Here is a 23493-nt window from a genome sequence, read left to right as displayed (position 1 = left end):
CGGTTCGCTGTCCGCCCGACTCAGTCACGGCCGTTTCCTTCCGTTGCGCGGTCCGCCGGGCCGCCCTCACCGGGCGGCGGCGGAGAAACCACCGGCGGTGCGGAGACCAGCGGCGGCACGGTGCCGCGCGGCCCCCGTGCCGGTGTCCGGGACAGTGTGGCGTCCAGCCGGTCCAGGTTCTTGCTCGCTGTCGACGCGAGCTGCCACGGCACGCTGACCACCATCACCCCCGGTTCGAAGAGCAGTCGGCCCTTGAGGCGCAGGGCGCTCTGGTTGTGCAGCAGGTTCTCCCACCAGCGGCCGACCACGTACTCCGGGATGAAGACGGTGACCACGTCGCGGGGTGACTTGCGGCGGGTGGAGGCGACGAAGTCCAGGATCGGGCGGGTGATCTCCCGGTACGGCGAGTCGATCACGGTGAGCGGGATGGCCATCTCCCGCCGCTCCCAGTCGGCCTGCAGGTCCCGGGTGTCCTTGTCGTCCACGTTGACGGTCACTGCGGTCAGCGTGTCCGGCCGGGTGGCCCGGGCGTAGGCGATGGCCCGCAGTGTCGGCTGGTGCAGTTTGCTGACCAGCACGATCGCGTGGTTGCGGGCGGGCAGCGTGGCCCGGCCCTCGTCCGGCGGGGTCAGCTCGACGGCGATCCGGTCGTAGTGCCGGCGGATGGCCAGCATCAGCACGTAGATCACCGCCATCGCGGCGATCGCGATCCAGGCGCCGAGCAGGAACTTCGTGACCAGGACGATCACCAGCACCGTGCCGGTCAGGCCCATGCCGAACGTGTTGATCGCCCGGGACCGGTACATCTTGCGGCGCGCCTCCGGGTCCCGCTCGGTCCGCAGGTGCCGGTTCCAGTGCCGGATCATGCCGGCCTGGGAGACGGTGAACGAGACGAAGACCCCGACGATGTAGAGCTGGATCAGCTTCGTCACCTCGGCCTGGAAGCCGACGATCAGCACGATCGCGAAGAGGGCGAGGAAGGTGATGCCGTTGGAGAACGCCAGCCGGTCGCCGCGGGTGTGGAACTGGCGGGGCAGGTAGCGGTCCTGCGCGAGGATCGAGCCGAGCACCGGGAACCCGTTGAACGCGGTGTTCGCGGCCAGGAACAGGATCAGGGCGGTCACCCCGGCCAGCACGTAGAGCAGGATCGACCCGGACCCGAAGACCGTCTCACCGAGCTGGGTGGTGACGGTCTTCTGCACGTACCCCTCGGGGCCGGAGACGATCTGCAGGGCCGGGTCCTCGACAAACTGCAGGTGGGTCAGCCGGGCCAGCCAGATGATCCCGACCAGCATGCTCACCGAGATGGTGCCGAGCAGCAGCAGGGTGGTGGCGGCGTTGCGGCTCTTCGGGGCCTTGAACGCCGGCACACCGTTGGAGATCGCCTCCACGCCGGTGAGCGCGGCGGCGCCCGAGCTGAACGTCCGCAGCAGCAGGAAGATGAGCGCGAACCCGGTCACGCTGTGCTCGGCCTGGATCACCAGGTCGGCGCTCGGTGCACGGAGGTCGTCGCCCAGCACGAAGACCCGGAACAGCCCGGTGAGCAGCATCCCGAGCATCACGATCACGAAACCGTAGGTGGGGATGGCGAACGCCGTGCCCGACTCGCGCAGCCCGCGCAGGTTGACAGCGGTCAGCAGCACCACCGCGATCACCGCGATCAGGACCTTGTGGGTGGCCACGAACGGCACCACCGAGCCGAGGTTGGCCACCCCGGAGGAGACCGACACCGCCACCGTGAGCACGTAGTCGACCAGCAGCGCACTGGCCACCCCGACGCCGAACTTCGGGCCCAGGTTGACAGTGGCCACCTCGTAGTCGCCACCGCCGGACGGGTAGGCGTACACGTTCTGCCGGTAGCTGGCCACCACGGTGAGCATCACCACGACCACTGCCAGCGCGATCCATGGAGAGAACAGGAACGCCGAGGCGCCGGCGATGGAGAGGGTGAGCAGGATCTCGTCGGGCGCGTACGCGACGCTGGACAGCGCGTCGGAGGCGAACACGGGCAGCGCGATGCGCTTCGGCAGGAGGGTGTGCTGGAGCCGGTCGGACCGGAACGGTCGACCGAGGAGGAGCCGCTTCAGCAGCGAGGTGGGACTGGCCACGAACGCCAAGGGTACGACCACCACGGCGGGGGCGCGGGGGTGGGCGATCACGGCTGCTCACGACGACGGGGGTACGGTCGGTCCCCGCTTCCCGCCGGGACGTGGCAGGCTCGCACTCGGAGGCCACCGGAAGCGGGGGCGGTACGCACCTTGGGAGGGACAGCGTGCACGTCGTGATCATGGGATGTGGCCGGGTCGGGTCGACCCTCGCGCACAGCCTGGAGTCCCGAGGGCACTCGGTGGCGGTGATCGACCAGGACGCCGACGCGTTCCGCCGGCTCGGCCCCGACTTCGCCGGGATCACGGTGACCGGGGCCGGCTTCGACGGCGAGGTTCTCCGACAGGCCGGCATCGAGCGCGCGGACGCCTTCGCGGCGGTGTCGAGCGGCGACAACTCCAACATCATCTCGGCGCGGCTGGCCCGCGAGACGTTCGGCGTGTCCCGGGTCGCCGCCCGCATCTACGACCAGCGCCGGGCGCAGGTCTACGAGCGGCTGGGCATCCCCACCGTCGCGACAGTGCGCTGGACTGCCGACCGGATGCTGCGGCACCTGGTGCCGGAGGGCAACGTGGAGATCTTCCGCGACCCCACGAGCACCGTGTCGATCGTCGAGGTGCCGGTCCACAAGGACTGGATCGGCCGGTCGTTGCGCACACTGGAGGAGGCGTCCGGCGCACGGGTCGCCTACCTGATCCGCTTCGGCATCGGCACGCTGCCCACCGGCTCCACCGTCGTACAGGAGGGTGACCAGGTGTTCATGCTGGTCAGCGATGACATCGTGGCGACGGTCACGTCGGTGGCGGCGGCGCCGCCGGAAGGGGGGCACTGAGCCATGCGGGTCGCCATCGCGGGCGCGGGCAACGTGGGCCGCTCGATCGCCCAGGAGCTGATCGACAACGGCCACCAGGTGATGCTGATCGAACGCCAACCCAAGATGCTGCGCCCGGACCGGGTGCCGGCGGCCGAGTGGGTGCTCGCCGACGCGTGCGAGGTGGCCAGCCTGGAGGAGGCCAACATCGCCGGGTGCGACGTGGTGGTCGCGGCGACCGGCGACGACAAGACCAACCTGGTGCTGTCGCTGCTGGCCAAGACCGAGTTCGCGGTGCCGCGCGTGGTGGCCCGGGTCAACCGGGCCGAGAACGAGTGGCTGTTCACCGAACAGTGGGGCGTCGACGTCGCGGTGAGCAAGCCGCGGGTGATGGCCGCGCTGGTCGAGGAGGCCGTCACCGTCGGCGACCTGGTCCGGCTGATGACCTTCCGCCAGGGTGAGGCGAACCTGGTCGAGATCACCCTGCCGCCGACCGCGCCCTACGTCGGTCAGCCGATCCACGCCGTGCCGCTGCCCCGCGACTCCGCGCTGGTGGCGATCCTGCGTGGCAAGCGGGTCCTGGTGCCCAGCCCGGACGACCCGATCGAGGCCGGCGACGAGCTGATCTTCGTCTGCACCGCCGAGGTGGAGGACCAGGTCCGCGCGGTGATCCTCGGGCCGGACAGCGTCGAGCGGACCCGCGGCTCACGCTGAGCCCACGGGCCGTTCGGTCAGGCGCCGGGCAGCGGGGTCGGCGACGACTCCCGGGTGACCCGGCGCACCGTCCAGACCGTGATCAGCAGCAGCAGCGCGTACGGCGGGTAGCCCAGCGCCAGCCGGGCCACGCCCAGCGCGGTGTCCTGATGGGCCAGGTAGAGCCCTGCCTGCACGCCCACCTTGGCCAACCAGACCACGCCCCAGAGCACGGTGAGCTGGGTGAAGGTGCGCACCAGCTTCGGGTCGGTGCGCCATTCCGAGCGGCCCTTGGCGACCAGCACCGACCAGATCCAGCCCACCAGCGGCTGCCGGATCGCCGCCGAGATCAGCAGAGCGACGCCGTACCCGATGCCGTAGAGGATGCCGGGAAGGTAGAAATCGCGCTCGTCGCCGGTGCGCCAGGCGATGGCCGCGCCGACGCCGACGCCGAACAGCCCGTTGATGGCATGCCGGATCGGCCGACGCTGGGCCAACCGCAGCCCGGCGATCAGCAGCGCGACGGAGACCGAGGCGATCACCGCCGGTCGCAGCTCGCCGATGACATTGGCGAGAACGAAGACCACGACCGGGATGCTCGACTCGACCAGGCCCCGCCAGCCGCCAAGCTGGTCGGCCATCTGCTCGGCGATCGTCGGCAGCGGCTCCTCCTCCGGAGGGCCGGTCTCCGGCTGCGCCGCCCGGTGCTGTCCCGTCGTCATCGCCGGCCTTCCGTCCGCAACGCCGTCACTTCGGCGAGTCCAGCTCGTAGTAGGGGTTGTAGATGACCTTGCGCTCGTCGCGCACCGCCACCCGGCCACGGGCGGTCAGGTGCCGGCCCGGCTCGATCCCGGCGATGTGCCGTCGACCCAACCAGACCAGGGTGACCACGTCGCTGCCGTCATACAGGTCGGCCTCCAGGGTGGGCAGGTTGGTGCGCGGCGTGTAGACCACCGTGCGCAGCCGACCAGCGACCGACACCAGCTGACCCCGGGAGCACTGCTGTGCCGGGATCCCGCCGCACTGGGCGCTCTCGCGCCGCAGCTCCTGCGCGTCTATCTCGGCCTCGCTGGCGGTGAACCGTTGCAGGATGCGCCGCAGCGACACCCGGCCCTCGTCGGTCGTCATGACCTCCGCGTCACCCTCTCCACGCTCGCCGTCCCCGGCCGGCACCGGCGGCGCCGGAACCGTGCCGCCAGCGTACGCCGACGGGGCTGGTTCCGGCGGGCCGGTGCGCGCGGGTCAGACCTGGCGCGGCTCGGCGGCGGCGGCGCCCGCCTCGGCCTCGGCCTGGTCGGCGATCTCGCGGGGCAGCCGCAGCGGCAGCGGCTCACGGACCGGCTTGGCCTCCTGGCCACGGTCGACCACCAGGCCGTCCAGGCACTCCACCAGCGGCCCGGCCACGGCCGGGTTGGTGGCCACCGGGCCCTGGAACACGCCGCGGACCATCCAGCGCGGCCCGTCGATGCCGACGAACCGCAGGTTCGTCGGGCCGTCCGGGGTGTTCACCTGGGCGTGCAGCTCCGGGCCGTACTCGCCCTCGACCTCCTGCGCGCTCGCGCCGTCGCGCAGCAGGGACTGCCGGATCTCCTCGCGCACCTCGCCCCAGATCCCCTCGGACCGGGGGGCGGCGAAGACGCCCAGCTGGAGTGCGTTGTCGCCATGCACCAGCACCACCTGCTGGACCACACCCTGCGGGTCGGCCTGCACCCGCACCTCGACGTCGGCGATCGCCGGGATGTGCAGGCTTCCCAGGTCGAGTCGCTGCACGTCGTCGTAGCTCTCGGAGATGTCGTACGGGCCGCGCTCCAACGCCGGCGCCGCATCGCCCTGGTCGGGGACCTGGGTGGCCCGGTCGTCACGGGTCTGCCGCTCGGCGTCGGCCCGCTTTCGGGAGAAGATCACTGCGCCTGCCCTCCGCTGTTCACACTCACCCTGCCACCTCTTCCGTCTGCCCGCGGCCCGGCTCGTCTGGCCGCCGCTCGACCCGGTCCTGGCCCGTCGGCGACGGCACCAGCCCGGCGTGCCCGCCGGTCGACCCGTGCCCGCCGACCCCACGCCGGGACGTGGGCAGCTCGACCACCGGCTCGAACCGCGCCCGTGCGACCTGCTGGACCACGAGCTGCGCGATCCGGTCGCCGCGGGAGATCTTCGCCGGCACATCCCGATCATGATTGATCAGGTTGACCAGGATCTCACCCCGGTAGCCGGCGTCGACCGTACCGGGCGCGTTGAGCACCGTCACGCCGAGCCTGGCCGCCAGACCGGAACGGGGATGGACCAGACCCACGTACCCCTCCGGCAGCGCGATGGCCACGCCGGTGGGCACCAGGGCACGGCCACCGGGCGGCAGTTCCACGTCCGCGGCCGCCACCAGGTCGGCCCCGGCGTCGCCGGGATGGGCGTACGTGGGCAGCGGCAGCTCGGAGTCGAGCAGCTGCACGGGCACGGGTACGACGTCGGTCACGGGTCCCCTCTTCCGTCCGGTTCTCGGGGTGACCCTGCCATCCTGCCGGTTCGCCGAGCCGCCGTGCGCCGTACCCTCGCAGGAGTGAGCATGTCGCCCTCTCCCTCCGCCGATCAGCCGCCGGTCGACGCCCGCCCGGCGTACGCCGAACGGTTGGATCTGCCCTGGTGGTTGTGGCTGGGCGGGCTGGTGGCCGCCGCGCTGCTGGCCGTCGAGATCTGGATGGGCGCCGCCGGCGTGCGCGCCTGGCTGCCGTTCGTCGTGCTGCTGCCCCTCACCGCGGCAGGGCTGTGGTGGCTCGGCCGGATCCGGATCGGGGTCGCCGACTCCGAGCTGCGGGTGGACGACGCCCGCCTGCCGGTCCGCTTCGTGGCCGACGTGGTGCCGCTGGACGTGGCCGGCCGCCGTGAGGTGCTCGGGGTCGGCGCGGACCCGCTCGCCTTCGTGGTGCAGCGGCCGTGGATCGGCGGCGCCGTGCAGGTGGTGCTCGACGACCCGGCCGATCCGACCCCGTTCTGGGTGGTGAGCACGCGGCACCCCGTCGAGCTGGCGGAGGCGGTGCTGGCCGCGCGGGACGCTCTGGCGCTCTCCCGACCCACCACGGGTGAGCAGGGCTGATCCGACGCCGTCGACCCGGTCAGGTGCCGGTCGGTGGGCCGGGCAGGGCTGCCGGTGGCGCGGGTCGGGCGATGCCCCGCCGGCGCAGGTCCACCTGAAGCTGCTCGGCCATCTGCTGGGTGGCCCGGCGGTTGAGGAAGCTGGCCACAGCCGCGCCGGTCAGGAACGGCCCGAGCGTGGTGAGGTTGCGACCGAAACGCCGCAGCAGCATGTCCCGCAGTTCCTTGCGGGCCGCGGTGCCGAGCACCGCGCCCACCCCCACGCCGGGCACCATCGGGTTGACCCCACGCTGGGTGGCCCAGGAGTGCACCAGGGCGACCGCCCGTTGGCTGCCGCCCTCCGGTAGCGCCACGCCGTGGACCTCGTGCAGCTCACCGACCAGTTTCAGTTCCACCGACACCACGGCGACGGTCTCGGCGGCGAGCAGCACCGGCGCGGAGAGCAGGGTCGGGGCGACCGTCCACTCGACGGCGGCGACTCCCCCGCCGGCCGCGCCGATCGCGGCGGTGGCCCGGGACGCGTTGCGGATGAGCCGGTCGGCCAGGGCGGCATCGTCCAGGCCGGGGAAATGCCGGCGCAGGGTGGCCAGGTCCCGCACCGGGATGTGCGGGGCGACCTCGGTGACGGTGTCGACCATCCAGCGCACGGCGGCACGGGGCTTGAACAGGTCGGAGATGCCCCGGGCGCGGGCCTGCCCGACCATCCGGGTCAGCAGTTGGCGGCGACGGGCCGGAGCGAGGTCGTCCGCGGTCAGCGCCGCGACGGTGGCGCCGAGGTCGTCCGTGCCGCCGGTGGCACCAACGCTGCCCGTGCCATCGTCGGTGGTGCCGCCTCGATCGCTCATCGGACCTCCCGGTGCTGTGGCTACCCGCTACGAGTCAAGCAGGTACCCACTACCGGCGCACGCCTACACCAGCAGCGGCGGCCCCGTTCAGGAGGCCGCCGCCGGTGTCGTGGTTGTCAGACGCACTCGCGGCAGATCAACTCGCCGTTACGCTCGACTGCCAGCTGGCTACGGTGATGTACCAGGAAGCAGCGGGCGCACCGGAACTCGTCCTGCTGCATCGGAAGCACCTTGACCGTGAGCTCCTCGTCGGCCAGATCGGCACCGGGCAGCTCGAAGCTCTCGGCCACCTCGGCCTCGTCGACGTCCACCGCGCCCGACTGTGAGTCGACGCGCCGTGCCTTGAGCTCTTCCAGGCTGTCCTCGCCGAGGTCGACCTCGTCGCGACGCGGGGCGTCGTAGTCGGTGGCCATCGGTTTCACTCTCCCATATCGATGTTGTCGCTTCCGGTTGTAACGCCGGACGACGCTGTTTCGGTTCCGCTGGCCGGCCACCACTTGTGTCGGGCACCCGACCCGAGGACCGAACGGGTCGAGCTCGCTGGGGCGACTCCCCTGCGAGCGCGGAACCTTACCCCCCCTTGGGCGAGGCATGTATACCGCCCTTGCGGCTGAGATGTACGCCCCCGCACGCGAAGTTGTTCCCAATGTGATTCAGGCGACACGAAGATAGGGGTAGTAGTACCCGGTTCGCGGTCGGCGCGCCGGCATGTCGGGCTGTTTCCACGCGACGGCCGGACAACCGTTAACCTCAGCGGCGTATTCGACGGCCGGCGGCCAGTCTGATCGTTGCCGGCTGCCGCCACCCACCTGAGGTCCCGGGAGTGCCCAGATGAGTTTTGCGCGAGTGCGAGCACTCGTCGTCGTCGGCCTGCTCGGGGTGCTGGCCCTGGCGTTCGTGGTCACCGCGATCATCCGGGACACCCAGGGGAAGGCGGGCACGGCCGCGGGCTGCCCGGAGGGTTGGCCGCTGGCCGACGTGACACTGCACGAGCCCAAGGACGTCAAGATCAACGTGTTCAACGCGACCGACGAGCCCGGCCGGGCCGGCACCGTCGCGGACGACTTCCGCAACCGCAAGTTCCAGGTGAAGAAGGTCGGCAACGACCCCAAGGGGATCGACGACGTGGCAGTGCTGCGCTACGGCCCGAAGGGCGTCGGCTCCGCGCACCTGCTGCAGGCGTACTTCCTCAACAACGCCGTGCCGGGCTACGACGAGAAGCGCACCGACGACGTCGTGGACGTGGTGCTGGGCAACGGCTTCCAGCAGCTCGCCACCACGACCGAGGTCAACCAGTCCCTCGGTGACATCGGCGCGCCACGGGCACCCAAGGGCTCCTGCCCGTCCCCCGTCGCCAAGTGACGGCCTGACTGCCCTGACGGCCGCTCAGGGCCCGCCAGCGGCATCCAGCTCGGCCAGCCGGTCGTGCAGCGGCCCGAAGAGCGCGGGTGGGGCCGCGACCACCAGATCGGGCCCCGGCGGGCCACCGGCCAGGCCGGCGACACGCACGCCCGCCTCGGCGGCCACCAGCCCGCCGGCCGCCAGGTCCCAGGCCGCGAGGCCCTTCTCGAAGTACGCGTCGAGCCGGCCCTCCGCGACCAGGCAGAGATCCAGCGCGGCGGCACCGAGCCGACGGATGTCCCGGACGTGTGCGATCAGCCCGGCCACCACCTGGGCCTGGTGCGTGCGGCGCCCGGCGTCGTAGCCGAAGCCGGTGCCGACCAGCGCCTGCCCCAGGTCAGTCTCGCCGGAGCAGCGCAACCGGACACCGTCGCGCCAGGCCCCGCCCCCGACCGTGGCCGTCCACTCCTCGCCGGTGCTCACGTTGCGCACCACGCCGGCGACCACCACCCCGTCCACCTCGGCGGCCAGCGACACCGCGCTGTACGGCAGCCCGTAGAGGTAGTTGACGGTGCCGTCGATCGGGTCGATGATCCAGCGCACCCCGCCCGGAGCGACCGGCCCGGTGTCCCGAATGCCGTATTCTTCGCCGAGCACCGCGTCGTCCGGCCGCAACTGCTTCAGCGCGTCGAGCACCTGCCGTTCGACCGCCCGGTCCGCCGCGGTGACCACGTCGGTGACAGTGCTCTTGGTCGCCGCCACCGAGACACCCTCGACCCGCATCCGGTACGCGGTGGCCGCCGCATCGCGCGCGACGCCCAGCGCGACCGCCAAAAGTTCCCGAGGTGACGGCGCCGAACGGTCCATCCCAACGTCCCCTTCCACGCGACCGGGGCGTTCCGCGCCCCGCGCGAGTATCATCCTTACAAAGTCCACATCAGCGCCGAATCGGCGGTCCCACCGCCGTTAAGCAGTGCGGCGCAGGAAGATCGCGGCAGACGGCGTTACAATTCACCCCTGCCCACGCGCCACGGACCGCCGACCACCGGCCGGTCCGGGACACGGGGGTCCCTCAACCACACTGCCCGGCCCGGTTGCCCCACGCTGTGCCGGACAACCCGGCCGTGCCCGCTCTTCGCCTCCGGAAGGTCATTCGTGACAGAACCCCGCCAGACCGGCGCCGACGTTCGCTCGCTCACCGACACCCTGATCGCCCACGCGCAGAGCGCCGGTGGTCAGCTCACGTCGGCCCAGCTCGCGCGCACCGTCGAGTCCGCCGAGGTGACTCCGGCCCAGGCCAAGAAGATTCTGCGGGCGCTCTCCGAGGCGGGAGTGACCGTGGTGGTGGACGGCTCGGCGAGCACCCGCCGCCGCGTCGCCGCGGCCCGTTCGACCACGCCGGCGTCCCGGGCCACCACTGCCAAGACCACCAAGAAGGCCGCGGCGCCCGCCCCGAAGCAGGCGCCCGCCTCCGACGACGCGCCGTCCGCGCCTGCCCCGCGCAAGGTGGCCGCCCGCAAGGCCGCCCCCGCCGAGGGCGGTGCGACGCCGGCGAAGGCCACCAAGTCGACCCGGGCCACCAAGGCCACGGTCGCCGCCGCTGGCGCCAAGGCCGGCACCAAGGCCAAGGGTGAGGGCGCCGAGGGTGAGATCGACCCGGAGGAGCTGGCCGCCGCCATCGAGGACGTGGTGGTCGAGGAGCCGGCCGAGCTGGCCCAGGCCGCCGAGACCGACGCCGCCGCCTCGGCGACCGACAACGACTTCGAGTGGGACGACGAGGAGTCCGAGGCCCTCAAGCAGGCCCGGCGCGACGCCGAGCTGACCGCCTCGGCCGACTCGGTCCGTGCGTACCTGAAGCAGATCGGCAAGGTTCCGCTGCTCAACGCCGAGCAGGAGGTGGAGCTGGCCAAGCGGATCGAGGCCGGGCTCTACGCCGCGGAGCGGCTGCGCGCGGCCGACGAGGGCGAGGAGAAGCTCGTCCGGGACATGGTCCGTGACCTGGGCTGGATCTCCCGCGACGGCGAGCGGGCCAAGAACCACCTCCTGGAGGCGAACCTCCGACTGGTGGTGTCGCTGGCCAAGAGGTACACGGGCCGTGGCATGGCGTTCCTCGACCTGATCCAGGAGGGCAACCTCGGCCTGATCCGCGCGGTGGAGAAGTTCGACTACACCAAGGGCTACAAGTTCTCCACGTACGCCACCTGGTGGATCCGGCAGGCGATCACCCGCGCGATGGCCGACCAGGCCCGCACCATCCGCATCCCGGTGCACATGGTCGAGGTCATCAACAAGCTTGGCCGCATACAGCGTGAGCTGCTCCAGGACCTGGGCCGCGAGCCCACTCCGGAGGAGCTGGCCAAGGAGATGGACATCACACCCGAGAAGGTGCTGGAGATCCAGCAGTACGCTCGGGAGCCCATCTCACTGGACCAGACCATCGGCGACGAGGGCGACAGCCAACTCGGTGACTTCATCGAGGACTCCGAGGCCGTGGTCGCGGTGGACGCGGTTTCGTTCTCGCTCCTGCAGGACCAGCTCCAGCAGGTGCTGCAGACGCTCTCCGAGCGTGAGGCGGGTGTGGTACGCCTGCGCTTCGGCCTGACCGACGGTCAGCCGCGGACGCTGGACGAGATCGGCCAGGTCTACGGGGTGACCCGGGAGCGGATCCGGCAGATCGAGTCCAAGACGATGTCCAAACTGCGTCACCCGTCCCGGTCGCAGGTCCTCCGGGATTACCTGGACTGAGCGGGTTTCGTCAACCGAACGTGTCTTTTTGACCACCTGGTGTGCAACACCAGATGGTGATCGTCCGGATGCACGAATGTGATCGTTGACGTGGCACCCTGGGTGCACGGCACACTGTCCCTGCCAGGTGTGACCTCGGTCCCCCGCGGGCACACAGGGAAGGCAGTGCCTAGTAAGGGTGTTGCACCATAGGTGAGCAACGACCGAAGAGATTGTTCATCGGTGACGACCAGAGGAGGAAGGCGATGACCCCGACCCTCACGCCGCCGCCCGTGACGGCGGCTCCCCCAGCCGCCGATGAACGGTGCGACCGCTGCAATGCTGCCGGGAAGCTCCGGATCACCCTGACGGGTGGGAGCGAGCTGGTGTTCTGCGGGCACCATGCGAACAAGTACGCGGAGGATCTCGTGAAGATCACCGAGCGGTTCGCGACGGAGCCCGATTTCAGCTGGCGTGGCGCCGATCTGATGGCGAACTAAATCCGCAAACCGACATAGCCGGCCGGAGGCACCCCGAGGGTGTCTCCGGCCGGCTTTTCGCTACCCAAACCACCCCGCCCCGGCCCGGCCACCGCCCTCGCCCCGCGCCCGCACTTGCCCCGCCCCGCGCTTGCCCGCCCGTGCCGGCGCTCGCCCGCCCCGCGCCCCGCGCGCTCGCCCCGCCCCGCGCTTGCCCCGCCCGTGCCGGGCGCTTGCCCGCCCCGCGCCCCGCGCGCTCGCCCCGCCCATGCCGCGCTCTCGCCCCGCCCATGCCGCGCGCTTGCCCCACCCTCCGTTCCGCTTGCCCCGCCCGCGCGCTTGCCCGCGCCGGCCCCAGGGACGCACGCCGCCGGAGTGCCGCCAAGATCCGCACTACTTCGGTGAAGTTGCTGCCTCCGGCGCCCGCGAGGCAGCAACTTCCCCGAAACTGTGTGGATCTTCGCGCCCCGCGCCCCGCGCCCCGCGCCCCGCGCCCCGCGCCCCGCGCCCCGCGCCCAAGATCGTGCTCGAACCAGGATGTAGTGGCCTCATCGACGCGCCGATGCCACTACATCCCGGTTACTGCGCGATCTTGAAGTAGGACGCTCCGCAGACGGCACCCGCGGGCGTCCCGGGCACGTAATCCTCGGTCTCACCCCAGGCCAGCCCGTGATCCACTCGATTTCACGGAAGTCGCGGTTTCCTCCGCGCTCGAAGACCGCGTTTTCAAGGAAACCGAGTGGATCACGCCGGAAGCAAGCACGGCCGCAGACCTCTACCGCAGACCTCGACCGCAGGCAACACCGATGCGGCAGGTCTAGAGGGTCTGGACGGTCGCGATGCGTTCCTCGAGCTGCTCGATGGTGGCCTGGGCGCTCGGAGGGCCGCCGCAGAGCCGGCGCAGCTCGGCGTGGATCTTGCCGTGCGGCTGGCCGGTGCGATGGTGGCGAGCGGCCACCAGGGCGTTCAGTTGGCGCCGGAGCGCCACGCGACGCTGAGCGGCGCTCATGGGTGCCGGTGGCGCCGCCGTGGGCGCAGAGGCCGGCTGAGCGGCCCCGTCGGCGGTACGGCGGCGTTGGGCGGCGAGCTGTGCGGCCTGCCGTTTGGTCAGCAGCAGCGACACCTGGTCGGCGGTGAGCAGGCCGGGCAGGCCGAGGTATTCCTCTTCCTCCGGGGTGCCGGCCTGGGCCGCGGTGCCGAACGACGCGCCGTCGAAGATCACCTGGTCCAGTTCGGCGGTGGCCGAGAGCGCGGCGAACCGCTTCTCCAACTCGCCGCTGGCCTGGTCGTCGCGCTGCGCCCGTTCCAGCAGATCGTCGTCGAGCCCGTCGGATTCCTTGGGTTTGCCGAGGACGTGGTCCCGCTCGGTCTCCATCTCGCTGGCCAGGCCGAGCAGGTGGGGCACGCTGGGCAGGAAGACCGACGCGGTCTCACCGGGCCGGCGGGCTCGCACGAACCGGCCGATCGCCTGGGCGAAGTAGAGCGGCGTGCTGGCGCTGGTGGCGTAGACGCCGACCGCCAGTCGGGGGATGTCGACACCCTCGGACACCATCCGCACCGCGACCAGCCATCGCTGGTCGGACGCCGCGAACGTCGCGATCCGCGCGGACGCGCCCTGGTCGTCGGAGAGCACCACGGCGGCCTTCTCGCCGGTCACCTGCTCGATCAGCTTGGCGTACGAGCGGGCGGTCTGCTGGTCGGTGGCGATGATCAGACCACCGGCGTCGGCCATGCCCGCGTTGCGCAGCACGGTCAGTCGGGCGTCGGCGGCGCGCAGCACCTGCGGCATCCAGTCCCCGGCCGGGTCCAGGGCGGTACGCCACGCCTGCGCCACCAGGTCCTGCGTCATCGGTTCACCGAGGCGGGCGGCCAACTCCTCCCCCGCGTTGGTCCGCCAACGGGTCTCCCCGGAGTACGCCAGGAAGAGCACCGGCCGGACCACGCCGTCGCGCAGGGCGTCGGAGTAGCCGTACACGGAGTCGGCACGTGAGCGCAGCAGCCCGTCTCCGCCCCGCTCGTAGCTGACGAACGGGATCGGGTTGTCGTCGGAGCGGAACGGTGTCCCGGTGAGCATCAGCCGGCGTACGGCGGGGTCGAAGGCGTTCTTCACCCCGTCTCCCCAGGATCGGGAGTCGCCCGCGTGGTGGATCTCGTCGAGGATGACCAGGGTGCGTCTGGTCATGGTGCGCCGCCGGTGCACCTGCGGTGCCATGCCCACCTGGGCGTAGGTGACCACCGCGCCGTGGAAGTCGGCTGCGGAGTGCACGTCGGCGTTGCGGAACGCGGCGTCGAGCTGGATGCCGACCCGGGCCGCGGCGTCGGCCCACTGGTTCTTCAGGTGCTCGGTCGGGGCGACCACGGTGACCGCCTCCACGGTGCCGTCACCGAGCAGCTCGGCCGCGATCCGCAGGGCGAAGGTGGTCTTGCCGGCGCCCGGCGTGGCGACCGCTGTGAAGTCCTCGGTGCGCCGGCGCAGGTATTCCACCAGGGCTTTGCGCTGCCAGGCGCGTAGTGCCGGGAACGTCTCGAGCACCGGCGTCCGGGCTGCCACGCGAAAGCTCCTCTCCGACCGCACGACGGCGGACCCGGGGCGAGGGTCACGATGACCGCCGCCCATGAAAACGCCTCCGCGCAGAAGCTGCCGCGAAGGCCGACTCAGCATAACCAGCGCGAGCCCCACGGCCCAGGCGACGCCACGCTGGTCACATTCGCCACCCTGGCGCGGATGGCCTCACCACTCCCGGTCGGCGCGGGGATCCGCCCCATCGGCGCGCGGCGGGCGCAGCGTCGCCACCGGCGCGGACCAGCGCCGACGCAGCGCGATCAGACGTAGCCCGAAGACCAGGGCGGCAGCGGCGGTGAGCGGTACGGGCCCGGTCTGCCCGGTCACGTAGAGCAGCACCACCAGCACCGAGCCGGCCAGCGCGGCGAGGGCGTAGATCTCCCGACGCAGCACGACGGGGATCTCGGCGGTGAGCAGATCGCGGCCGAGCCCGCCGCCGATGGCGGTGAGCATGCCGATCAGGCAGGCGCCGACCGCTGGCACCCGGGCGTCGAGTGCCTTGAGCGTGCCGGTCACCGTGAACAGTGCCAGGCCCGCCGCGTCCAGCACCAGGACGGTGGTGCGCAGTCGGGCAAGTTGCGGGTGCAGCCAGAAGACGGCGAGGGCGGTGATCGCGGCGGTGGCCGCGTATCGCCAGTCGGCGAAGGCCAGCGGCGGCACCTCGTCGATGACCAGGTCCCGGAAGATCCCGCCGCCGAGGGCGGCCACGAAACCGACGAACGCGACGCCGAACAGGTCCAGTCGCTTCGCCACCGCCGCCGACGCCCCGGACGCGGCGAACACCGCCACCCCGGTCAGGTCGGCGAGGAGCAGGGCGGTGGAGGTGGTCACCGCCGCAGGCTACGTCGCCGGCCGGAGCACCGGCCGAGGTTCACTCGCGGTACGAGTCGTAGATCTCCTTGCACTTGGGGCAGACCGGAGAACCCGGCTTGGCCGCCTTGGTGACCGGGAACGTCTCGCCGCAGAGCGCGACGACGTAGGTGCCCATGACGGCACTTTCGGCGATCTTCTCCTTGCGGACGTAGTGGAACATCTCGGGACCGGTGTCGGCGTCCTTCAGCTCCGGACGCTCGAGAACCTCTGTGCTCACGTCTGCACCTCCAACCGACAAGTTTGGCAGGTCATCACGGCCGGGTCCACTTGAGGCCGGCCCATGCCCCACCCCGTACCGTGCTCGTGTGAATGACTTTCGCATCAGCTACGGAACCGAGGTCGCCGAAGCCTTGCGCGACGGCCTGCCCGTCGTCGCCCTGGAGAGCACCATCGTCTCGCACGGCCTCCCCCGGCCGGAGAACCTGCGGGTGGCCAGGGAGATCGAGCAGACGGTCCGGGACGCCGGCGCCGTCCCGGCGACGATCGGCATGATCAGCGGCAGGCTGGTGGTCGGTCTGGACGACGCGCAGTTGACCCGCCTCGCCACCGTCGACGGAGTGACCAAGCTCTCCGTCCGCGACCTCGCACTGGCGGCGGCGACCGGCGCGGACGGCGCCACCACCGTCGCCGCGACCAGCGCGGTGGCCGCCGCGGCCGGGATCGGGGTGTTCGCCACCGGCGGGCTGGGTGGGGTGCACCGGGAGGCAGCGCACACCTTCGACGAGTCGGCGGACCTGGGCACCCTGGCCCAGACTCCGATCGCGGTGGTCTGCGCCGGGGTCAAGTCGATCCTCGACGTGGGCGCGACGCTGGAGCGGTTGGAGACCCTCGGGGTCGCCGTGGTCGGTTACCGCACCCGCCGGTTCCCCGGCTTCTACCTGACCGACGCCGGCTTCGACCTGGACTGGTCGGTGGACTCGCCGGAGCAGGTCGCCGCCGTGCTCGCCGCCCGCGACGAGCACGCCGTGCACACCGGCGGACTGCTCGTCGCCAACCCGCTGCCGGTCGAGGAGCAGCTCGACCCGGAGCTGCACGACCGGACGCTCGCCGACGGCCTAGCCCTGCTGGAGCAGGACGGGGTCACCGGTAAGGCCGTGACGCCGTACCTGCTGTCGTACTTCCACTCGGCCACCGAGGGCGCGAGCCTGGCGGTGAACGTCCGGATCATCCTGCGCAACGCCGACCTGGCCGCGCGGATCGCGGTCGCCGCAGCGGCCCGCCGCACCACCGGCCCGGCATGACCCGACCGGCCCGGATGGTCGTCGTCGGGGACGTGATCACCGATGTGGTCGCCGTGCTGTCCGGGCCGCTCGCGGCCGGCTCGGACACCGGAGCCGAGATCAGCATCGGCGGCGGCGGTCAGGCGGCCAACACCGCCGCCTGGGTAGCGGCGCAGCGGGTGGACGTCACGCTCGTCGGCGCCGTCGGTGACGACGACGCCGGACGGGACCGGGTGGCCGAGCTGGAGCGGGCGGGTGTCGACTGCGCGATCGAACGCGTCGAGGGCGTGGCGACCGGCACGGTGATCGTGTTGGCCACCGACGACGAGCGCACCATGGTCAGCCAGCGGGGCGCGAACCTGCGGCTGACCGGCGCGCACGTCGAGCGGGCCCTCGCGGCGGTGCCCGACGCAGGGCACCTGCACCTGTCCGCGTACACCCTGTTGGACGCCGGGTCGCGCGACGCCGGGCTGCGGGCGCTGGCCGCCGCGCGCGAGCGTGGGCTCACCACCAGCGTCGACGCGGCCTCCGCGGCGCCGCTGCGGCGAGTGGGCGCGGCGGCGTTCCTGAGTTGGGTACGCGACGTCGACCTGCTGCTGGTCAACGCGGACGAGGCCACCGTGCTCGCCGGTGGGCTGGACCCGGCGGCGCAGGGGCGGGCGTTGTCGGCGACGGCCCGGCGGGTCGTGGTCAAGCGCGGCGGGGCCGGCGCGGTCTGGGTCGACCGCACCGCGGCGGTCCGCGTGGCTGCGGCCCGGCGGGTTGCGGTGGTGGATGTCACGGGGGCGGGGGACGCCTTCGCGGCTGGCCTGCTCACGGCCTGGCTCGCGGGTGCCACCCCGGCCGCGGCGCTGAGCCGCGCCACCGACCTGGGGGCGCTGGCCGTCTCCACCGTCGGCGCACGACCGCAGCCGTAGTCGCCAGCGCACGGCCGCGGCTCCCGAGTGCTCGAACCCTGGCCCGTTCGCGGGTCAGGGTTCGGCGTCGATGACCTTGTGCGGGCGCTCCTCGGCGGTGAGGCTCATCGGCGGGGTGTCGTCCGTGTGCCGGCGGTGGAACCTGTTGGCCAGCCGGTGCTCTTCCTTCGGCGGCCGGTCGTTGGCCAGCAGCACGGCCAGCCAGGGGATGAGCACCATGCCGAGGGCGCACAACGGCAGCCAGAGCCAGAGCAGCGGGGCGTTCGCACCGACCAGGATCGCGCCGGCGATGATGCAGGCCACCCGGATGCCCATCATCAGGACGTAGCGGCGCTGACGGCTGGTGAGCTGGTCACCCTGGCTGCGCGAGGCGTCGGTGATCAGAATCGGCTGGTACGCCTGACGCTTCACCATGGACCTCCTCGAGGGGGTTACGCCTCATCCTGTCACCGCAGGGCCGTGATCAGCGAACTTCGACTCATCCCGTCGCGTGTTACGTGCGTGGTACGCTGCCTGGCGTGGGCAGCAGGTTCAGCTTCACCGACGAGGCGTTGGCCAACCTGAGGGTCTACGACGTCACACCCGGGGAAGTCTGGGAGGCGCTGCACAGCGCCCGACGGGTGATCCGCCATCTGGGTGACGACGTGATGGTGGTCTACGCCGCCGCCCGTCGGGGCCGCCGACTGGCGGTGCTGCTCGCCGAGGCCGATGGCACCGACAACGACTGGGACATCCTCTCCGCTCGTGAGCTGAGCGACGCCGAGTCCAAGCGCTACGACGAGGCCGTGCGGAGATCTCGCCGATGAGGAGGCCGTGACGATGCACCGAAACGACGCGACCAAGCAGTTCCACAGCGGCGACGACCGCATCGCCGAGCTGATCGACGAGGGCCCGGGGGTGGACCTCCCCGCCCCCGACACCGACGTGCCGATGGTGAGCCGGTCGGTCCGGCTGCCACTGGAGACGTACGAGCGGGTGCGGGCCGCCGCCGACGCCCGAGGCATCGGGGTCACCACGCTGATGCGCCAGTGGATCGAGGCCGGCCTCGCCGACCTGGACGACTCCGCGACCGTCTCGCTGGCCGACGTCCGGCGCGCGCTGGCCTCGCTGGCGCACCCCACCGCGGCCTGAGCGACAGCCCCCACCAGGCCGGTCGCTTTCAGCCGCCGGCGGTCTTCGCCTTGGCCGCTGCCTTCATCTGCTGCTTGTACTCCCGCACCTGGCGCAACGAGTCGGCGTCGGTGACGTCGGCCACCGACCGGTACGCGCCCGGGTCGCCGTACCCGCCGGCCGCCGTCCGCCAGTCCTGCGGGGTGACCCCGAACCGCTTTCCGAGCAGAGCTACGAAGATCTGCGCCTTCTGCTTGCCGAAGCCGGGCAGCCCGGAGACCCGGCGCAGCAGCTCCGGCCCGTCGGCGACGTCGGCCCAGAGCAGCGCCGCGTCACCGTCGTAGCGCTCCACCAGGACCTGGCAGACCTCCTGCACCCGGGCCGCCATCGCCTTCGGAAACCGGTGCAGTGCGGGCGGCTGGGCGAAGAGCGCGACCAGGGCCTCCGGGTCGTACCCGGCCAGCTCGACCGCGTCCAGTTCGTGGCCGAGCCGCTGCGCCAGCACGTACGGCGAGGAGAACGCCTTCTCCATCGGCACCTGCTGGTCCAGGGTCATCCCGATGAGCAGGGCCAGTGGGCTGCGCTCCAGCAACCGGTTGGCCTCTGGGTCGATGGGCAGCACTAGCGTCATGCGGACCATCCTGCCTGGCCCACCGATCCGGGCGGACGCCGACGCTCCGATCGTCTCGCGACACGTGGCGCTCGTCTGCCACGCTCGACGACATGCTGTGGACCGCCCCGCCCGGTTCCCCGTACCACCGGCTCGGCCGCACTGCCCGGCACCGCTGGTGGCAGCCCCTCGTCGGCACCGTCGCGCTGGTTGTCTCGGCGGTGGTGGTCCTCTGCCTACTCTTCGGCGTCGCCGCCGTCGTGGCCGAGCTCACCAACCGCCCGTACGACGCCGACGGGCTTCCCACCTTCGGCCCGATTCCGGACGCCGCACTGCTGATCGCCTCGCTGGCGTTGTTACTCCCACTTCTGTTCGGCGCGGCCTGGCTCGTGCAGCGCCGGCCCGCAGGCACGCTCTCGTCGGTGCTCGGCCGGCTGCGGTGGAACTGGCTCGGCTGCTGCCTCCTGATCGCCACGCCGCTGATCATCGTCATGCTGTTCGGCGCGGACCTGCTGCTCGGGCTGACCGGCGAGAGCTCGGTGCTCGCCCCGGCGGACACGTGGGTGGGTGGGCCGGAGTTCGCCGCCGGCCTGCTGATGGTCCTGCTGCTGGTGCCATTCCAGGCCGCCGCGGAGGAGTACGCCTTCCGGGGCTGGCTGTTACAGGCCGTTGGCGCGTACCTTCGCTCACCCTGGCCCGCGATCGCCCTTCAGGCGGTGCTCTTCGCCGCGGCACACGGCTGGGGCACGATCTGGGGTTTCCTGGACCTGGCATTCATGGGCGCGTTGTTCGGCTGGTTGACGGTGCGAACCGGCGGGCTCGAGGCCGCGATCGCGCTGCACGTGGTGAACAATCTGACCGCGTTCACCCTGGCGGCGGCGTTCGGCGGGCTCAGCGCCGACGAGACGATGGCCGACGCCCCATGGCAGCTCGTCCTCGTCGACGTGCTGGTGCTGTCCGCGTACGCCCTGGTCGTCGACCGGATGGCCGCACGCCGAGGGCTGGCGACGGTCGTACCGCCGGACCTGGTCGTGGCGGTGCCCGGCGGGCCCTCGGCCCCGACCGGTGCGGAGCTGAAGCGGCCGGAGGTCGGGGTCGAATCTCGCGGGTGGTGACGGCTTTCTCCGCGACGGCAGGCAGGATGTCGGGGTGGACGAACACGACATGCTGCTCTCCCCCGCCGGCGTCGACGCGCTGCGCGACGCGCTGACCCGGACCGGTTTCACCAGCCACGGCATCGCCGAGCGCCTGGGCGCCCAGGCGACCACCGCCGTCGCCCGCAACGACTACCGGGCCGCGCTGCGCGCCACCGAGGACGGCGACCCACTGGGCACCCTGATCCGGGTGTTCATCTGCGACCAGACCGAGCCGGAAGCGCTGGTGGCCGCCGCGCTGGCGCCACTGAGCCTGCAGGAGGCGCTGGCCGGCGGGCTGGTCGAGCGGTACGGCGACGGGCTGCGTGCCGGCGTCGACCTGGAGCCGTACGGCGACGACTGGTGGGTGCTCGCCGACGTGCCGGCCAGTGCCCGACCGGGTCGCCCGTTGCACGCCGAGCACGTGCTCGGCATCGGCGGGGCCACCCACACCCTGATCGGGGCGACCATCCGCCGGCCGGTGGGCAGCGCGCTGGACCTCGGCACCGGCTCTGGCGTCCAGGCCCTGCACCTGGCCACCCACGCCGACTCGGTGACGGCCACCGACCTCTCGGAGCGGGCACTGCGCTTCGCCAGAACCACCGCCGCCCTCAATGGTCAGGACTGGGAGCTGCTGCGCGGCGACCTGGTCGCCCCGGTTGCCGGCCGACGCTTCGACCTGGTGGTGAGCAACCCGCCGTTCGTGGTCGGCCCGGGCACCACCACGCACGTCTACCGTGACTCCGGCCGGGTCGGTGACGCGATCGGCGCCGAGCTGGCCGCCGCCGCCCCGGGCCTGCTCACCGAGGGCGGCACCATGCAGTACCTGGCAAACTGGGTGCACGTCGCCGGCGAGGAGTGGGACGAGTGGGTCGCCGGCTGGTTCTCCGGGACCGGCCTGGACGCCTGGGTCATCCAGCGCGAGGTGGCAGACCCGATGGCGTACGTCGACCTGTGGCTCACCGACGCCGGCGAGACCACCGACCCGCAGCGGATGGCCGCCTGGCTCGACTGGTTCGACGCGCACAAGGTGGAGGGGATCGGCTTCGGCATCGTGTCGCTGCGACGGGGTGGGCACGCCGACCCGGTGGTCCGGGTGGAGGACCTGCGCCAGCGGGTGCAGCCGCCGCTGGGCGACCAGGTGGCCGCCTGGTTCGACCGCCAGGACTTTCTGCGGGTACGCGACACCGAAGCGCTGCTCGCCGAGCGCTACCGGGCCGCCGAGGGCCTCCAACTGCGCCAGGAGGCCACCATGGGTGACGAGGGCTGGGGGGTGGACCGGCAGGTCCTCGCGATGCCGCACGGCCTGCGCTGGACCGAGGAGATCGACCCGCTGGTGCTGGCCCTGGTCGGTGGCGCCGACGGCCGCCTACCGCTGCGCGACCAGCTCGCCCTGCTCGCCGCCGCGCACGACGTCGAGCCCGACGAGATGGCCGAGGCCGCGGGCCCGATCGTGGCGCACCTGGTGGAGCGCGGCTTCATCGAGGCGGTGACCGCGTGACGCGGGCAGGTTCTGCGCCGGCTGCCGGCGTTGCGGCGGGCTGCTGATGCGTGCGGTGGTGCAGACCGTCGGGCGGGCCAGCGTGACAGTGGACGGCGAGGTGGTCGGCGCGATCGAGAACGGCCTGCTGGTGCTGCTCGGGGTGACCCACACCGACACCGCGGAGACCGCTCAGACGATGGCCCGCAAGGTGCACGAGTTGCGCATCCTGGACGACGAGCGGTCCGCCGCCGACACCGGCGCGCCGATCCTGGTGGTCAGCCAGTTCACCCTCTATGGGGACGCCCGCAAGGGTCGCCGTCCAAGTTGGACGGCAGCCGCCCCCGCCGAGGTGGCCGAACCACTGGTGACCGCGGTCGTCGACGCACTGCGCCAGCGCAACGCCCCGGTGGAAACCGGCCGCTTCCGCGCCCACATGCTGGTGGAAAGCACCAACGTAGGCCCCCGAACCCTCCTCCTGGACCTCTAACCCCACCCCACCCCCGCCACCCTGGTTGATCATGAAGTTATTGCCCGCCGCCTCGGCGTGTCGTGGCAATAACTTCATGATCAACGGGCCGGAAGGGGGGCGCGCGGGGGGTGGGGGTGGGGGTGGGGGTGGGGGTGGGGGTTGGGGTCAGGAGAAGAGGCCTCGGCGGGACAGGGACTGGCGGAGCCAGTTGTCGAGTTCGGCGGTCCAGTCGGTGCGGTCGGCGGTGGCGTGGTCGACAGTGAACCGGCCGAAGGCGTCCCGCCCCTCCGTGAAGACGCCGCCGCGCTTGTCGACCTCCAGGACCACCTGCATCTGCTGCGCGTCGGCGACGAAGGTGACCTCCAACTGGTTGATCGAGCGGGCGTACTGGGGCGCCGGGCCAAACTCGATCTCCTGGTAGAAGGGCAACGTCTGTCGTACGCCGTAGATGTGCCCACGCTCCACATCGGCGCGGGCGAACCGGAAGCCCAGTCGCAGCAACGCGTCCAGCAGTCGCTCCTGCGCGGGCAGCGGGTGCACCGACACGGCGTCCAGGTCACCCTTGTCGACGGCGCGGGCGACCTCCAGCTCGGTACGCAGGCCCATAGTCATGCCGTGCAGGTGCTGCCCGTACAGCTCGGTGACCGGTGTCTCCCACGGCACGTCGAAGCGGAACGGGATGTCGTGGCGCTGCCCCGGCTCCAGCCGGAACGCGCCGGTGATCTGCTGGCGACGGAACTCCTGAGTGGTGTCGTAGTCGTTGTCGCCGCTCTCCACCTCGACCCGGGTGACCAGACCGAGAGTCACGTGGTCGATGTCGACCTGGTGGTCGCCGCCGACCACCTGGATGCGGCCCTCCAGCTGGCCGCCCGGGCGGCAGTTCGGGTTGGCCAGCACCGTCTCCACCGCTGGGCCGCCGACCCCCATCGCCTTCATGAGCCGCTTGAAGACCACGCCGTCCTCCATCTTTCGTCGTCGCCGACCCGAGCTGGCCGGCCGTCCGCAACGTAGTCGGGGCGGGCAACCGCACAC

27 protein-coding genes are annotated in these 23493 nt (G+C 71.9%); 13 read left to right on the top strand and 14 right to left on the bottom strand.

Annotation, left to right across the window (positions count from 1 at the left end; translation table 11 throughout):
- Window positions 1-20 precede the first annotated feature (20 nt).
- The gene (locus GA0070619_RS04030; protein ID WP_088951537.1) at window positions 21-2108 is read right to left on the bottom strand and encodes an APC family permease; all 2088 of its coding nucleotides are present in this window, start codon (window positions 2106-2108) and stop codon (window positions 21-23) included.
- 164 nt (window positions 2109-2272) lie between these two features.
- Between GA0070619_RS04030 and GA0070619_RS04025 the strand changes: the two genes are divergently transcribed.
- Window positions 2273-2938 (top strand): potassium channel family protein, encoded by a 666-nt coding sequence (locus tag GA0070619_RS04025; RefSeq protein ID WP_088946812.1) that lies wholly within the window; start codon window positions 2273-2275, stop codon window positions 2936-2938.
- Window positions 2939-2941: 3 nt separating this feature from the next.
- On the top strand, window positions 2942-3631 hold the full coding sequence (locus tag GA0070619_RS04020; protein WP_088946811.1) for a potassium channel family protein: 690 nt from the start codon (window positions 2942-2944) through the stop codon (window positions 3629-3631).
- Window positions 3632-3648: 17 nt separating this feature from the next.
- Here the strand turns inward: GA0070619_RS04020 and GA0070619_RS04015 are convergent, their stop codons facing one another.
- The 4 genes from GA0070619_RS04015 to dut form a co-directional block, all read right to left on the bottom strand.
- Window positions 3649-4332, bottom strand: a complete 684-nt coding sequence (locus GA0070619_RS04015; RefSeq protein WP_088946810.1) for a DUF3159 domain-containing protein — start codon at window positions 4330-4332, stop codon at window positions 3649-3651.
- A gap of 25 nt (window positions 4333-4357) precedes the next feature.
- On the bottom strand, window positions 4358-4738 hold the full coding sequence (locus GA0070619_RS04010; protein ID WP_088951536.1) for an OB-fold nucleic acid binding domain-containing protein: 381 nt from the start codon (window positions 4736-4738) through the stop codon (window positions 4358-4360).
- Window positions 4739-4852: 114 nt separating this feature from the next.
- Window positions 4853-5515, bottom strand: coding sequence for a DUF3710 domain-containing protein (locus tag GA0070619_RS04005; protein WP_088946809.1), 663 nt, complete (start codon window positions 5513-5515; stop codon window positions 4853-4855).
- 25 nt (window positions 5516-5540) lie between these two features.
- Entirely contained in the window at window positions 5541-6077 is a 537-nt protein-coding gene (gene dut, locus GA0070619_RS04000) for a dUTP diphosphatase (protein ID WP_088946808.1), read from the bottom strand.
- A 90-nt stretch (window positions 6078-6167) separates the two neighbouring features.
- Between dut and GA0070619_RS03995 the strand changes: the two genes are divergently transcribed.
- Entirely contained in the window at window positions 6168-6695 is a 528-nt protein-coding gene (locus GA0070619_RS03995; protein ID WP_088946807.1) for a DUF3093 domain-containing protein, read from the top strand.
- A gap of 19 nt (window positions 6696-6714) precedes the next feature.
- On the opposite strand, the gene GA0070619_RS03990 is transcribed toward GA0070619_RS03995, so the two are convergent.
- Entirely contained in the window at window positions 6715-7539 is an 825-nt protein-coding gene (locus GA0070619_RS03990) for a hypothetical protein (protein ID WP_088946806.1), read from the bottom strand.
- A 116-nt stretch (window positions 7540-7655) separates the two neighbouring features.
- On the bottom strand, window positions 7656-7952 hold the full coding sequence (locus tag GA0070619_RS03985) for a DUF4193 domain-containing protein (protein WP_007075406.1): 297 nt from the start codon (window positions 7950-7952) through the stop codon (window positions 7656-7658).
- Window positions 7953-8385: 433 nt separating this feature from the next.
- On the opposite strand from GA0070619_RS03985, the gene GA0070619_RS03980 reads away from it, so the two are divergent.
- Window positions 8386-8901 carry a LytR C-terminal domain-containing protein gene (locus GA0070619_RS03980; RefSeq protein WP_172862169.1) on the top strand — a complete coding sequence of 172 codons (516 nt, stop codon included), beginning with the start codon at window positions 8386-8388 and terminating at the stop codon, window positions 8899-8901.
- A gap of 24 nt (window positions 8902-8925) precedes the next feature.
- Here GA0070619_RS03980 and GA0070619_RS03975 read toward each other — a convergent pair whose 3' ends face one another.
- Window positions 8926-9747, bottom strand: coding sequence for an inositol monophosphatase family protein (locus tag GA0070619_RS03975; protein WP_088946804.1), 822 nt, complete (start codon window positions 9745-9747; stop codon window positions 8926-8928).
- 288 nt (window positions 9748-10035) lie between these two features.
- On the opposite strand from GA0070619_RS03975, the gene GA0070619_RS03970 reads away from it, so the two are divergent.
- Together GA0070619_RS03970 and GA0070619_RS03965 are read left to right on the top strand one after the other, a co-directional pair.
- Window positions 10036-11625, top strand: coding sequence for an RNA polymerase sigma factor (locus GA0070619_RS03970; RefSeq protein WP_088946803.1), 1590 nt, complete (start codon window positions 10036-10038; stop codon window positions 11623-11625).
- Between the two features lie 245 nt (window positions 11626-11870).
- Window positions 11871-12104, top strand: coding sequence for a DUF7455 domain-containing protein (locus GA0070619_RS03965; RefSeq protein ID WP_030489368.1), 234 nt, complete (start codon window positions 11871-11873; stop codon window positions 12102-12104).
- Between the two features lie 796 nt (window positions 12105-12900).
- On the opposite strand, the gene GA0070619_RS03960 is transcribed toward GA0070619_RS03965, so the two are convergent.
- The 3 genes from GA0070619_RS03960 to GA0070619_RS03950 form a co-directional block, all read right to left on the bottom strand.
- A complete protein-coding gene (locus tag GA0070619_RS03960; RefSeq protein ID WP_088946802.1) occupies window positions 12901-14634 on the bottom strand; it encodes a DEAD/DEAH box helicase in 1734 nt (577 codons plus the stop codon).
- 180 nt (window positions 14635-14814) lie between these two features.
- A complete protein-coding gene (locus GA0070619_RS03955) occupies window positions 14815-15477 on the bottom strand; it encodes a trimeric intracellular cation channel family protein (protein WP_088946801.1) in 663 nt (220 codons plus the stop codon).
- 40 nt (window positions 15478-15517) lie between these two features.
- Window positions 15518-15736 (bottom strand): DUF3039 domain-containing protein, encoded by a 219-nt coding sequence (locus GA0070619_RS03950; protein ID WP_088946800.1) that lies wholly within the window; start codon window positions 15734-15736, stop codon window positions 15518-15520.
- An 88-nt stretch (window positions 15737-15824) separates the two neighbouring features.
- Between GA0070619_RS03950 and GA0070619_RS03945 the strand changes: the two genes are divergently transcribed.
- The gene (locus tag GA0070619_RS03945) at window positions 15825-16760 is read left to right on the top strand and encodes a pseudouridine-5'-phosphate glycosidase (RefSeq protein WP_088946799.1); all 936 of its coding nucleotides are present in this window, start codon (window positions 15825-15827) and stop codon (window positions 16758-16760) included.
- On the top strand, window positions 16757-17656 hold the full coding sequence (locus GA0070619_RS03940; RefSeq protein ID WP_088946798.1) for a carbohydrate kinase family protein: 900 nt from the start codon (window positions 16757-16759) through the stop codon (window positions 17654-17656). The genes GA0070619_RS03945 and GA0070619_RS03940 overlap by 4 nt, the downstream gene beginning before the upstream one ends.
- A 54-nt stretch (window positions 17657-17710) precedes the next feature.
- Here the strand turns inward: GA0070619_RS03940 and GA0070619_RS03935 are convergent, their stop codons facing one another.
- On the bottom strand, window positions 17711-18070 hold the full coding sequence (locus tag GA0070619_RS03935) for a DUF3099 domain-containing protein (RefSeq protein ID WP_172861971.1): 360 nt from the start codon (window positions 18068-18070) through the stop codon (window positions 17711-17713).
- A 104-nt stretch (window positions 18071-18174) separates the two neighbouring features.
- On the opposite strand from GA0070619_RS03935, the gene GA0070619_RS03930 reads away from it, so the two are divergent.
- Both GA0070619_RS03930 and GA0070619_RS03925 read left to right on the top strand, forming a co-directional pair.
- The gene (locus tag GA0070619_RS03930) at window positions 18175-18462 is read left to right on the top strand and encodes a hypothetical protein (RefSeq protein WP_088946797.1); all 288 of its coding nucleotides are present in this window, start codon (window positions 18175-18177) and stop codon (window positions 18460-18462) included.
- A gap of 13 nt (window positions 18463-18475) precedes the next feature.
- A complete protein-coding gene (locus tag GA0070619_RS03925; protein WP_088951534.1) occupies window positions 18476-18787 on the top strand; it encodes a hypothetical protein in 312 nt (103 codons plus the stop codon).
- A 28-nt stretch (window positions 18788-18815) separates the two neighbouring features.
- On the opposite strand, the gene GA0070619_RS03920 is transcribed toward GA0070619_RS03925, so the two are convergent.
- The gene (locus GA0070619_RS03920) at window positions 18816-19406 is read right to left on the bottom strand and encodes an HhH-GPD-type base excision DNA repair protein (RefSeq protein WP_088946796.1); all 591 of its coding nucleotides are present in this window, start codon (window positions 19404-19406) and stop codon (window positions 18816-18818) included.
- A gap of 83 nt (window positions 19407-19489) precedes the next feature.
- On the opposite strand from GA0070619_RS03920, the gene GA0070619_RS03915 reads away from it, so the two are divergent.
- Genes GA0070619_RS03915 through dtd form a run of 3 tightly spaced genes read left to right on the top strand, consistent with a single transcriptional unit; the run spans window position 19490 to window position 22479 of the window.
- Window positions 19490-20491 (top strand): CPBP family intramembrane glutamic endopeptidase, encoded by a 1002-nt coding sequence (locus GA0070619_RS03915; protein ID WP_088946795.1) that lies wholly within the window; start codon window positions 19490-19492, stop codon window positions 20489-20491.
- Window positions 20492-20525: 34 nt separating this feature from the next.
- On the top strand, window positions 20526-22010 hold the full coding sequence (locus GA0070619_RS03910; protein WP_172861969.1) for a DUF7782 domain-containing protein: 1485 nt from the start codon (window positions 20526-20528) through the stop codon (window positions 22008-22010).
- A gap of 46 nt (window positions 22011-22056) precedes the next feature.
- Window positions 22057-22479, top strand: coding sequence for a D-aminoacyl-tRNA deacylase (gene dtd / locus GA0070619_RS03905; RefSeq protein ID WP_088946794.1), 423 nt, complete (start codon window positions 22057-22059; stop codon window positions 22477-22479).
- Window positions 22480-22626: 147 nt separating this feature from the next.
- Here dtd and GA0070619_RS03900 read toward each other — a convergent pair whose 3' ends face one another.
- Window positions 22627-23415, bottom strand: a complete 789-nt coding sequence (locus GA0070619_RS03900) for a sporulation protein (RefSeq protein ID WP_088951532.1) — start codon at window positions 23413-23415, stop codon at window positions 22627-22629.
- Between the last annotated feature and the right edge of the window lie 78 nt (window positions 23416-23493).

It is taken from the genome of Micromonospora zamorensis, assembly GCF_900090275.1.
GTDB classification, from domain to species: Bacteria; Actinomycetota; Actinomycetes; order Mycobacteriales; family Micromonosporaceae; genus Micromonospora; species Micromonospora zamorensis.
The sequence above is the reverse complement of the archived record's forward strand: the minus strand, read 5'-3'. Positions and strand labels throughout refer to the sequence as shown.

What these genes read in the sequence shown, in the direction of transcription:
- GA0070619_RS04020 (WP_088946811.1), top strand. Translation starts at nt 2,942, where the DNA reads ATGCGGGTCGCCATCGCGGGCGCGGGCAACGTGGGCCGCTCGATCGCC.
- GA0070619_RS04015 (WP_088946810.1), bottom strand. Translation starts at nt 4,332, where the DNA reads ATGACGACGGGACAGCACCGGGCGGCGCAGCCGGAGACCGGCCCTCCG.
- GA0070619_RS04010 (WP_088951536.1), bottom strand. Translation starts at nt 4,738, where the DNA reads ATGACGACCGACGAGGGCCGGGTGTCGCTGCGGCGCATCCTGCAACGG.
- GA0070619_RS03995 (WP_088946807.1), top strand. Translation starts at nt 6,168, where the DNA reads ATGTCGCCCTCTCCCTCCGCCGATCAGCCGCCGGTCGACGCCCGCCCG.
- GA0070619_RS03990 (WP_088946806.1), bottom strand. Translation starts at nt 7,539, where the DNA reads ATGAGCGATCGAGGCGGCACCACCGACGATGGCACGGGCAGCGTTGGT.
- GA0070619_RS03985 (WP_007075406.1), bottom strand. Translation starts at nt 7,952, where the DNA reads ATGGCCACCGACTACGACGCCCCGCGTCGCGACGAGGTCGACCTCGGC.
- GA0070619_RS03975 (WP_088946804.1), bottom strand. Translation starts at nt 9,747, where the DNA reads ATGGACCGTTCGGCGCCGTCACCTCGGGAACTTTTGGCGGTCGCGCTG.
- GA0070619_RS03965 (WP_030489368.1), top strand. Translation starts at nt 11,871, where the DNA reads ATGACCCCGACCCTCACGCCGCCGCCCGTGACGGCGGCTCCCCCAGCC.
- GA0070619_RS03940 (WP_088946798.1), top strand. Translation starts at nt 16,757, where the DNA reads ATGACCCGACCGGCCCGGATGGTCGTCGTCGGGGACGTGATCACCGAT.
- GA0070619_RS03935 (WP_172861971.1), bottom strand. Translation starts at nt 18,070, where the DNA reads ATGGTGAAGCGTCAGGCGTACCAGCCGATTCTGATCACCGACGCCTCG.
- GA0070619_RS03925 (WP_088951534.1), top strand. Translation starts at nt 18,476, where the DNA reads ATGCACCGAAACGACGCGACCAAGCAGTTCCACAGCGGCGACGACCGC.
- GA0070619_RS03920 (WP_088946796.1), bottom strand. Translation starts at nt 19,406, where the DNA reads ATGGTCCGCATGACGCTAGTGCTGCCCATCGACCCAGAGGCCAACCGG.
- GA0070619_RS03915 (WP_088946795.1), top strand. Translation starts at nt 19,490, where the DNA reads ATGCTGTGGACCGCCCCGCCCGGTTCCCCGTACCACCGGCTCGGCCGC.
- dtd (WP_088946794.1), top strand. Translation starts at nt 22,057, where the DNA reads ATGCGTGCGGTGGTGCAGACCGTCGGGCGGGCCAGCGTGACAGTGGAC.